Genomic DNA, 10813 nt, shown 5'->3' on the forward strand with positions numbered 1-10813 from the left:
GGGCGGTGAAGATATCAAAGACCCGTTTTCCGGTAAATCGCAATGCGGCTCCGCTTAAGTGAACAGCATTGCGCCATAGGGGCGGGCTCAAGGAGGTGGGCTGGCGCTGATCAGGGGGCGCGATAGAAGCGATTGAGCTCGTTCATCACCTGGAGCAGGGTGCCCATGTCCGGGGTGCCGTGCTTGATGGGGCGATAGGTGTCGCGGTCCAGCAGCTCGAAGTCCCCCTGCTTGTTGAACTGGGTGATGGTGTTGCCCTGATAGATGGCGAAGTCATTCTGATCCCCCGCCAGCAGCCAGGTGCGTGTACTGGCTTCGAACAGGTTGCTCCCCGTGCTGTAGTCACGATAGGGGTTGCGTACACCCAGCATGTTCTTCATCAGGGTCGGTACCAGATCCAGGTGGCTGCTCGCCTGCGCCTGGGGCGCAGGTTCGGCACCAGGCCAGGCCAGCACCAGGGGGACCTGCACCTGATAGGTCGAGTAATTGCTGCCATAGCCCCAGCTGTTGCTCTGGGTCTCGTTGAACTCCTGACCGTGGTTGGAGGTGATCACGACGATGGTCTGATCATCAAGCCCCTGCAATTGCAGTTGGGTCAGCATCTGCTCCAGCAGTTGATCGGTATAGAAGACCGCGTTCTTGTAGCGGTTCTCCAGCTTCTGCAGGTTCTCGGGCCGATAGGCAGTGGCCGGGTTGAAGCGGGTCAACTCGGGCTGGAAGGGGCCCTTGATGCTGGCGGGCACCTGATAATCCCCCGGGCTAGAGAGATAGACCAGAGAGAACCAGGGTCTGTCCGCGGTGCGCGTGCCAAGCCACTGCTGCCAGTCGTCGATGAGCCTGCGGTCATCGGTCTGGCGGGAGACGAAGACCTGTTTGCGCAGACCCGCAAGCAGACTCTGGCGATACTGCTTGGCATCTTCCAGTGCACCGAACAGGCCGAACTGGTAGTCCTGACGCAGCATCTCGTCGAACAGCACAGGGGGGAGCTTGTCGGCCCGGATGTCCCCGTAATAGTGGCCGGGCAGCCCGTAGAAGAGGCTGAACATCCCCATGGCTTCATCATTGCCACCACTCATGTGCTGGCGGAAATTGAAGTGGTTGTCCGCGTAGCGTTGCAGATTGGGCATGTTGATGTTGTTGAGCATGTCGGCTCGCAGGGAGTCGACCACCACCACCAGCAGGTTCTTGTGATCGCTGGGTGCGCTCACGCTGAGGGGGCGCAAGGGATAGAGCAGACGGTGCTCAGCGCTTCCCTGATCTTCGGCCTTCTTCTCATACTGCTCGAGGTCGAGCCAGCCATGCTTGGCCAGGAAGCTCCTGGCGGTCATGGGGTAGGAGAGGGGGAAGTTGGCCCGCTGCATGGTGATGGGTTGATACAGGGTCGCATCCGCCCAGCTGTTGACCAGATGGGTCAGGATGAAGCAGACCAGCAGGGCCAGCCCCACCTGATTGCCGTACTGGCGGCGTTTGCGCTTGTTGATCTTGCGCCACACATAGGCCGACAGCAGCAGTTGCAGCAGGAAGATGGCGGGCACCGCCACGAAGATGATGCTCCAGATAGAGCCCTCTTCGGTCTGCGCCTGATCCAGCAGCAGTTGCCACACCTGGCCATTCAAGTGGAACTTGAACAGCTGGAACACCTGGGTGTCGATAAGCAGCAGCACCAGCGCCAGGGTGGCGATGATGGATGAAATGAAGCGCAGCGGCTTCTCCCTGGGCAGGATGAAGCTCAAGGGGAAGATGGTCAGCAGATAGGTGACGAAGCTCAGGAACGAGAAATGACCTATCCAGCTGATGACGAGATAGGTCACGCCGAGCGTAGTCGACGGCCAGCTGATGGCGCCCAGGTAACGGGTCGAGATCAGCATGGCCAGGATGATGTTGAAGAAGGAGAACCAATGCCCCCAGGTGATCAGGCGAGAGACATTATCGCGATAGGGGTTGCCGGTTTCGACCATAATGATCCATCTGCTTGAAAAACATCAAAGAATGCGAAGAAACTCAGTGCGCATCGTGGCGATGGCCCACCGAGGCGGTGAGTGCCTGGATGAACTTCTCGGTGATTGCCTGGCGCTGGGCCGGGGCCATGCCGTTGATGATGTTGGTGGTCAGGTTGCCAAGGACCATCAGACTGAGATCCACCGGTGCCTTGTGTTTCTCCAGGGCGGTGATCAGGTCGTTCATCAGGGCGTCAAACTGCTCGTTATTGTACTTTGATACGATGGGCATAATCTTGGGTTCACCTCGGTTCAAAGCGCCTTATAATACTTCACCCTTTCGGCTAACACTATGGCTTTGTGACATGAGTCTCGATATCGACAAGATCATTCTTCACTCCCTGCGGGCTGGCAACGATGGCCAGCCCCACGCCGATACCCGCAGCCAGACCCTGCCTGCCGACGAGGCGGTACAAGGGCTGATGGCGGAGCTGCATCGCATCTACAACGGCAAGGGGGGAAAGGGCTTTGGCTTCTTCGCCGATCCCGAGGCCGCCGTCGCCGAGCTGGCGGAGGGGGAAGACGCCCCCAAGCAGCCTTCCCCCGCCTTTCGCATCGCCCTGGAGCAGCTGCTGGCGGAGCAGACCGAGTTCGTCCCCTTTTCCGTCAACCTGACCCAGATGCTGGTCAAGCAGCTGGTGGAGCATGCCCTGGACGAGCAGGGGGTGTTGCTGATTGCCAAGTACAACTATGTGGGGGTGGATTACCTGATGATCGCCCTGCTGGAAGGCAAGGAGAGCGTCACCGTGAGCGAGGCGCTGGAGCTGCGCCACATCCAGTACCTGGATATCGGCAAACTCAATCTGGTGGCCCGCATCGATCTCACCGAGTGGAAAACCCAAGGGGATTCGCGTCGTTATATCACCTTCAGCAAGGGCCGGGTCGGTCGCAAGCTGGGGGATTTCTTCATGGATCTGCTGGGGGCCCGGGAGGGCATGGATGCCAAGATCCAGAACAAGGGGTTGCTGCAGGCGGTGGACGATTACTGCGACAGCCGCCAGCTCGAACCGGCCGAGCGCAATGACTACAAGAAGCAGGTCTTCAAATATTGCACCGAGCAGGCCAGCGCCGGCGAGGAGATCGAGATCAAGGAGCTGTCGGCGGAATTGCCCGGTGATGGGGACCTCGATTTTTACAGCTTCATCGGTCAGGAGTACGAGCTGGAGGAGCGCTTCCCGGCGGACCGTTCCACCCTGCGGGGCTTGACCAAGTTTGTGGGCTCCGGTGGCGGCCTGACTCTGAGCTTCGAGCAGAAGTTGCTCAACAGCCGGGTCTTTTACGATCCCCAGACCGACACCCTGACCATCAGGGGAGTCCCGCCCAATCTCAAGGATCAATTGCTGCGCCAGTCGTAATGTGATCCAGCCGTCATTTTTTGCAAAAAGGCACCGGAGTCCGCTCCGGTGCCTTTTTATTTAAGGGGGTGATGTAGATGGAAACCACCTCCGTACTTTTGTTAACACATTGAACAAAATATCGGGAATGAAAGGGTTTTCAGTGGGGTGAAATCCCTTTCAATGACGTAAATTGATTTCCTTTCTGTAATTTAATTTCCATATCTTGGCAAAAATATGGGGATATCCCTTCCTAAGTCGCTGAAATAAGAAAATGTTTTCATAACTTTCTGGAAGAAAATACGTAATTGCATTTCAAAAATGCGAGGCGTGTCATGTGAGGCATTGACTGCTTGGGATAATATGCATCTGCACACAATGCTCTTACAGCGCGGAACTAATACAAGGAAAGGCTCATGAAAAAGAAATTGCTGTCATCCCTGATCGGTCTGGCTACCCTGGGCGTGGCCTGCTCTGCCACTGCTGCCATTGATGAAGGTCAGCTGACCATCTGGATCAACGGTGACAAGGGCTACAACGGCCTGGCCGAAGTCGGCAAGAAGTTTGAAGCCGAAACCGGCATCAAGGTCACCGTCGCCCACCCGGATCAGGTTGAAGTCAAATTCCAGCAAGCCGCCGCCACCGGCAACGGCCCGGACATCTTCTTCTGGGCTCACGACCGTTACGGTGAGTGGGTCAAGTCCGGTCTGCTGGTTCCCGTGACCCCGAATACCGCCACCAAGGCCAAGTTCGAGCAATTCGCCTGGGATGCCATGACCGTCGATGGCAAGACCTATGGCTACCCGGTCGCGGTAGAAGCCGTCAGCCTGATTTACAACAAGGATCTGTTGCCCAACCCGCCGAAGACCTTCGAAGAGATCGCCAAGATCGACGAAGACCTGAAGAAAAATGGCAAGCGCGCCATCATGTGGGCCTATGACACCCCCTACTTCAGCTACCCCCTGGTGGCTGCCAACGGTGGTTACGCCTTCAAGAAGACCGCCACCGGCTATGACGTCAAAGACACCGGCGTGAACAACGCAGGTGCCAAGGCCGGCGTCGGCTACATCTCCGAGATGATCAAATCCGGTCACCTGGAGAAGGGCATTGACTACGGTGTGATGGACGCCAAGTTCAACAAGGGCGAAGTGGCCATGATGATCAACGGTCCCTGGGCCTGGAGCAACCTGGACAAGAGCGGCATCAAGTATGGCGTAGCCCAGCTGCCGACCCTGAAAGGCAAGCCCGCCAAGGCCTTCGTTGGCGTACTGGGTGCCACCATCAACGCCGCCAGCCCGAACAAGGATCTGGCCATCGAGTTCCTCGAGAACTACCTGCTGACCGATGCCGGTCTGGCGCCGATGAACGCCGACAAGCCGCTGGGTGCCGTGGCCCTGAAGTCCTTCCAGAAGACCCTGGAAGCCGACCCCAACATCAAGGCCACCATGCTGAACGCCCAGAACGGCGAACCGATGCCGTCCGTGCCCGAGATGAGCCGTTTCTGGTCCTCCTTCGAAACCGCCCTCAAGAACGTCACCTCTGGCCGTCAGGGTGTTGACGAAGCCCTGGATACCGCTGCCAAGCGTATCGTCCAGTAAGCATGCACTACCCGGGAGGCCTTCGGGCCTCCCACTCTCTCAATCTCTCTTGGCGCAATAAAGGTTAATTGGCATGGAAGTAGTACCTTCTATCGAATCCTATGCCGGTCCGAAGAAAGACAAGTACGTCTGGCTGAAATGGACCATGGCGGCACTGATCGCAGTGCTTAATGGTTATGCGGCCGTGATGATGTATGCCAGCGGCGAGTGGGTATTTGCCCTGCTCGATCTGGTGGTCGTCTCCGTCGGTCTCTATGTCTTCATGAACAAGAAGACCTATGCCCACCGTTATATTTTCCCCGGTGTGGCAGGCATGGTTGTTTTTATCATCTTCCCTCTTGCCTACACGATCGGCATCGCCTTCACCAACTATTCGGGATCCAACTTGCTCTCCCTTGAGCAGGCACGGGATTACCATCTGAAAAAAACCTACAAGGTGACCGGCGGTGAATTCGATTTCACCCTCCTGGGTGGTGAGAACAATCAGTTTCAGCTGCTGCTGAAACAGGACGACCAATCCTTTATCAGTCAACCCCTTACCTTGCTGAACAACAAGGCGCTTACCCTGGCCGTCCGTGAAGGACGGGTCCGTGACGAGCCCCAGGTTGTTCAGTTGCAACCCCTGGCCGGGGAGGCGACCGACAAGGCGGCACCCATTCGTGCCATCGTCGATCACCGCACCCACCTGAGTGCCCTGGATGTGGTACTGCCCGAAGGCAATATCCATCTGACCCTGAGCAGCCTGCGCAAGTTCGCCGCCCAGAAACAGCTCTATACCCAGCTGGTCGACGGCGCCGTGCTCAAGTCCGGCGTCATGATCAAGGACAGCAACCTGCTGCGTGACAACCAGAGCGGCGAGCTGATGCAGCCCAACGGTGACACCGGCTTCTACCAGTACATCGATGCGGAAGGTCACTTCGTCGGCAAGGGCATTGCCCCCGGTTTCGTGGTGAGCGTGGGTTGGAAAAACTTCATGCGCATCATGACGGACCCGGGTATCCAGAGTCCCTTCATGCAGATCTTCGTCTGGACCGTGATCTTCTCCGCCTGTTCGGTGGCGTTCACCCTGGCGATTGGCATGGTGTTGGCGTGTCTGGTGCAGTGGGAGCAGCTCAGGGGGCGTGGTTTCTACCGGGTCATGCTGATCCTGCCCTATGCGATACCGGCGTTCATCTCCATCCTGGTGTTCAAGGGCTTGTTCAACCAGAACTTCGGTGAAATCAACCTGTTCCTGGAAGCGGCCTTCGGCATCAAGCCGGACTGGTACACCAATCCCTTCCTGGCCAAGGTGATGATCCTCATCGTCAACACCTGGCTCGGTTACCCCTACATGATGATCCTCTGCATGGGCCTGCTCAAGGCGATTCCGGAAGATCTCTACGAGGCGTCTGCCATGGACGGGGCGGGGCCGGTACAGAACTTCTTCAAGATCACCGTACCGCTCTTGATGAAGCCGCTGACACCGCTGTTGATTGCATCCTTTGCCTTCAACTTCAACAACTTCGTACTTATCCAGTTGTTGACGAACGGGGCGCCGGACATCATCGGGGCCACCACGCCGGCCGGGACCACCGACTTGCTGGTGAGCTACACCTACCGGATCGCGTTCCAGGGCTCGGGTGGTCAGGACTACGGTCTGGCCAGTGCCATCGCCACCGCCATCTTCCTCATCGTGGGTGCGCTGGCCTTGCTCAACCTGAAATTGTCCAAAGCCGACAAGCAACTGTAAGGAGGCTTCAACATGGCAATCGTACAACCCAAATCAGTCAAATACCGGGTGTGGGCAACCCACCTGGTGATGTGGGGCTTCCTGGCACTGATCATCTTCCCGCTGATCATGGTCATCGCCATCTCGTTCCGTAACGGCAACTTCTCGGTGGGGGAGATCATCCCCACCAATCCGACCCTGGATCACTGGAAGCTGGCGCTCGGAATGTCCATCACCAACGCCGATGGCAGCATCACGCCGCCGCCGTTCCCGGTGCTGACCTGGCTGTGGAACTCCATCAAGGTGGCGGGCATCACCGCCCTGATGATAGTGGTGCTCTCCACCACCTGTGCCTACGCCTTCGCCCGTCTGCGGTTCCGTGGCAAGTCCACCATCCTGCAGGGCATGCTGATCTTCCAGATGTTCCCGGCGGTGCTGGCACTGGTGGCCATCTACGCGCTCTTCAACAAGATCGGTGACTACATCCCCTGGCTGGGTCTCAACACCCACGGCGGCCTGATCCTGGCCTACATGGGGGGCATTGCCCTGCACGTCTGGACCATCAAGGGCTACTTCGAGACCATCGACTCTTCCCTGGAGGAGGCGGCGGCCATCGATGGCGCTACTCCGTGGCAGGCGTTCCGCCTGATCCTGCTGCCCCTGTCGGTGCCCATTCTGGCGGTGGTGTTCATCCTGGCCTTCATCGGCTCCATCACCGAGGTGCCCATGGCCTCCATCCTGTTGCAGGATGTGAACAATCTGACCCTGGCGGTCGGGGCCCAGCAGTACCTCTATCCGCAGAACTACCTGTGGGGTGACTTCGCCGCAGCCGCCGTGCTGTCAGGCTTCCCCATCACGGTCGTCTTCCTGCTCGCCCAGCGCTGGCTGGTGGGCGGTCTGACCGCAGGCGGCGTGAAAGGTTAACGGTTCATGGCCGGGGGAGCTGGCTCCCCCCGTCATCACGATTTGCAAAGATTCAAGAGCGGAGCTCGACATGGCTGAAGTAGTACTCAACAACGTTCGCAAAAATTACGACCCGGCTGTCCACAAGGACACCCTGCGCAGCATCAACCTCGACATCAAGGAAGGGGAGTTCATCGTCTTCGTCGGCCCGTCCGGCTGCGGCAAGTCCACCCTGCTTCGGATGATCGCGGGTCTGGAAGACATCACCAGCGGCGAGCTGACCATCGGCGGGCGCTACATGAACGACGTGCCGCCGGTGGAGCGCAACGTGGGCATGGTGTTCCAGTCCTACGCCCTCTACCCGCACATGAACATCTACGAGAACATGGCTTTTGGCCTCAAGCTCAAGAAGATGGACAAGGAGAACATCCACAAGCGGGTGATGCGCGCCGCCGGGATCCTGGGTCTCGAGCCTTTGCTGGACAGAAAGCCCAAGGCCCTTTCTGGCGGTCAGCGTCAGCGGGTGGCCATCGGCCGCTCCATCGTGCAGCAGCCGCAGGTGTTCCTGTTTGACGAACCGCTGTCGAACCTCGACGCCGCCTTGCGGGTCAAGATGCGTATCGAGATCGCCAAGCTGCACAAGGAGCTCAACTCCACCATCATCTACGTGACCCACGACCAGGTGGAGGCCATGACGCTGGCCAACCGCATCGTGGTGCTGAGCCCGCTCAAGGGCGAGGCGGCCACCAACCTGGAGCAGTTCGGCACCCCCCTCGAGCTCTACCACAACCCGGACAACAAGTTCGTGGCGGGCTTCATCGGCTCCCCCAAGATGAACTTCCTGGCGGGCGAGCTGGTGGAGATCGGCGAGCAGGAGTGCGTGGTCAAGCTCACCTCCGGCGATACCGTGCGTGCCCGGGTGGATGCCCGTCGCGGCGCGGTGGGTGACAAGGTGGAGCTGGGCATTCGCCCCGAGCACCTGGTGCCGCTGGGTCATGCCCATGCCGACAGCCGCGTGAGCGGCGTGGTGCAGGTAGCCGAACACCTGGGGGCAGAATCCTTCGTCTACATGGACGTGGATGGTCACGACTTCACCGTCAAGGCGAGCTCCGACATCGACGTGGCCACCGGCCAGGAGTACAGCGTCGGCATCCCGGCCGAAGCCTGCTACCTGTTCGATGCCAAAGAACAGGCGTTCCCGCGCACGGCCAAATATATCCGCGCCTGAGAGGGCGAGAGTGCCAGGTTTTCCTTTCTATACGTTCAATGCCTTTTGCCGGTCGCAAGACCGGCTTTTTATTGCCCGTCATCCGAAGCCCGGGTTCCGGCCAGCGGGTGCGGCTGGCCGGGGCCCGTCACTGCCCGTGCTTGTCTGACTCGAGGGCGGCGGTGACGTCCGGCACGAAGTGCTGGCTGGTGAGCGGCGGGCGCTCATAGCCTTCGGTCTTGATGGGGGGCAGGGTGATGGGCTCGTAGTGGATCGCCTCGTAGGGCACCTTGCCAAGGAGGTGGGAGATGCAGTTGAGGCGGGCGCGGCGTTTGTCGTCGGCGTCCACCACGAACCAGGGGCAATCCTCGGTATCCGTGTAGGTGAACATGTCATCCTTGGCGCGGGAATACTCCACCCAGCGGGAGCGGGACTGCAGATCCATGGGGCTGAACTTCCAGCGTTTGATGGGGGTGTTGATGCGCTCCTTGAAGCGTTTCTCCTGCTCTTCGTCGCTGACCGAGAACCAGTATTTGATGAGGGTGATGCCGGAGCGGATCAACATCCGCTCGAATTCGGGGCAGGCACGCAGGAATTCGCGATACTCGTCGTCGCTGCAAAAGCCCATCACCCGTTCGACCCCGGCCCGGTTGTACCAGGAGCGATCAAACAGCACCATCTCGCCCGCCGAGGGCAGGTGCGCCACGTAGCGCTGGAAGTACCACTGGGTACGCTCCCGATCCGAGGGGGCGGGCAGGGCGGTGACCCGGCAGACCCGGGGGTTGAGGGGTTCGGTGATCGCCTTGATGACGCCCCCCTTGCCCGCGGCGTCGCGCCCCTCGAACAGCACCACCACTTTGAGCCCCTCCTGCTTGACCCACTCCTGCAACTTGACCAGCTCCTCCTGCAGGTGGGCGAGGTGATGTTCGTAGGTCTTCTTGTCCAGACGGGGGCGTTTCTTGCTCTTTTCCTTGGCCATCATCCTCTCCTTGGTGACTCCTCGTTGTGAGTCTCTCCAGCTTGCACCAGGCGGGCACCCCTGCCAAGGGTGGCGTGTTACACTGCCGCCTCATCAGCCGCTGGCAACAGAAAAACAGGAAAGCCAGTTTCATCGCCGCTGGCAACAGGAGAAAACATGAAGCAGTTTATGGAGATAGCGGGCCGCCGCATGGCCTATCTGGACGAGGGGCAGGGTCCGGCACTGCTCTTTGGCCACAGCTACCTGTGGGACAGTGCCATGTGGGCACCGCAAATCGAGGCCCTCAAGGGGCAGTATCGCTGCATCGTGCCCGAGCTTTGGGGTCACGGGGATTCCGATGTGCTGCCCGAGGGGCCCTGCACCCTGGCGACCCTGGCCCGGGATCACCTGGCGCTGCTCGATGCCCTTGGCATCGACGAGTGCGTGCTGGTGGGGCTCTCCATCGGTGGCATGTGGGGCGTGGAGCTGGCGCGCATGGCGCCTGCTCGCCTCAAGGGCCTGGTGCTGATGGACAGCTTCGTCGGCCTTGAACCCCAGATCACCTGCGAGCGCTATCTCGGCATGCTGGCGATGATCGAGCAGGTCGGCGCCGTTCCTGCGCCCATCGCCGATCAGGTGGCGCCGCTCTTCTTCGCCCATCAACCGGACGCGGCCCTGATGGCCGGTTTCAAGGCCCGGCTGGCCCAATGGCCCGCCGACAAGGTGGCGAGCCTGGTGGCGGTGGGGCGCAGCTTCGTGACCCGGGAGGATCGCATCGACTGGCTCGAAGAGATGAGGCTGCCCGCACTGGTGATGACGGGGTGCGAGGACAAGGCTCGCCCTGTGCTGGAGGGGTATCTGATGGCCGAGGTGCTGGGGTGCCCGTTCAGGGAGATCCCGGGGGCTGGTCACATCTCGACCTTGGAGAACCCCGCGTTCATCAACCAGGCGCTCGCCGAATTTCTCGCCGAAGTGGCAGGGTGACGCTGCGCCGGATAGCCGTAAAAAAGGAGCCATGGGCTCCTTTTTTGTGGTTCATCGCGGCTTTCCGGGGAAGGCCGCCTTGATTTTCAGAAAAAAGTATTCTGAGTCCCTAAATCCATATGCC

At 59.6% G+C, this 10813-nt stretch carries 9 protein-coding genes; 6 read left to right on the forward strand and 3 right to left on the reverse strand.

The window, feature by feature from the left end; genetic code table 11:
* Positions 1–110: 110 nt before the first annotated feature.
* Both PG887_RS20820 and PG887_RS20825 read right to left on the reverse strand, forming a co-directional pair.
* Complete coding sequence (locus tag PG887_RS20820) at positions 111–1958, reverse strand: DUF3413 domain-containing protein (RefSeq protein ID WP_104455689.1); 1848 nt, start codon at positions 1956–1958, stop codon at positions 111–113.
* A gap of 43 nt (positions 1959–2001) precedes the next feature.
* Positions 2002–2229 carry a YejL family protein gene (locus PG887_RS20825; RefSeq protein WP_039038627.1) on the reverse strand — a complete coding sequence of 76 codons (228 nt, stop codon included), beginning with the start codon at positions 2227–2229 and terminating at the stop codon, positions 2002–2004.
* Positions 2230–2302: 73 nt separating this feature from the next.
* On the opposite strand from PG887_RS20825, the gene yejK reads away from it, so the two are divergent.
* The 5 genes from yejK (at position 2303) to PG887_RS20850 (ending at position 8768) form a co-directional block, all read left to right on the forward strand.
* Positions 2303–3352 (forward strand): nucleoid-associated protein YejK, encoded by a 1050-nt coding sequence (yejK, locus tag PG887_RS20830; RefSeq protein WP_039038628.1) that lies wholly within the window; start codon positions 2303–2305, stop codon positions 3350–3352.
* A gap of 395 nt (positions 3353–3747) precedes the next feature.
* Positions 3748–4929, forward strand: a complete 1182-nt coding sequence (gene malE, locus PG887_RS20835) for a maltose/maltodextrin ABC transporter substrate-binding protein MalE (RefSeq protein ID WP_102948252.1) — start codon at positions 3748–3750, stop codon at positions 4927–4929.
* A gap of 73 nt (positions 4930–5002) precedes the next feature.
* Complete coding sequence (gene malF / locus PG887_RS20840; protein ID WP_104455690.1) at positions 5003–6658, forward strand: maltose ABC transporter permease MalF; 1656 nt, start codon at positions 5003–5005, stop codon at positions 6656–6658.
* Positions 6659–6670: 12 nt separating this feature from the next.
* Complete coding sequence (gene malG, locus PG887_RS20845; protein WP_010674251.1) at positions 6671–7561, forward strand: maltose ABC transporter permease MalG; 891 nt, start codon at positions 6671–6673, stop codon at positions 7559–7561.
* Between the two features lie 70 nt (positions 7562–7631).
* The gene (locus PG887_RS20850) at positions 7632–8768 is read left to right on the forward strand and encodes an ABC transporter ATP-binding protein (RefSeq protein ID WP_270822811.1); all 1137 of its coding nucleotides are present in this window, start codon (positions 7632–7634) and stop codon (positions 8766–8768) included.
* A 127-nt stretch (positions 8769–8895) separates the two neighbouring features.
* Here the strand turns inward: PG887_RS20850 and ppk2 are convergent, their stop codons facing one another.
* The gene (ppk2, locus tag PG887_RS20855) at positions 8896–9726 is read right to left on the reverse strand and encodes a polyphosphate kinase 2 (protein ID WP_010674253.1); all 831 of its coding nucleotides are present in this window, start codon (positions 9724–9726) and stop codon (positions 8896–8898) included.
* A 156-nt stretch (positions 9727–9882) separates the two neighbouring features.
* Here ppk2 and PG887_RS20860 point away from each other — a divergent pair, with 156 nt between their 5' ends.
* Positions 9883–10689, forward strand: coding sequence for an alpha/beta fold hydrolase (locus PG887_RS20860; protein WP_041212789.1), 807 nt, complete (start codon positions 9883–9885; stop codon positions 10687–10689).
* The last annotated feature ends 124 nt before the right edge of the window (positions 10690–10813 follow it).

The sequence above is a fragment of the Aeromonas sp. QDB14 genome (genome assembly GCF_027707845.1).
Classification (GTDB): domain Bacteria; phylum Pseudomonadota; class Gammaproteobacteria; order Enterobacterales; family Aeromonadaceae; genus Aeromonas; species Aeromonas caviae.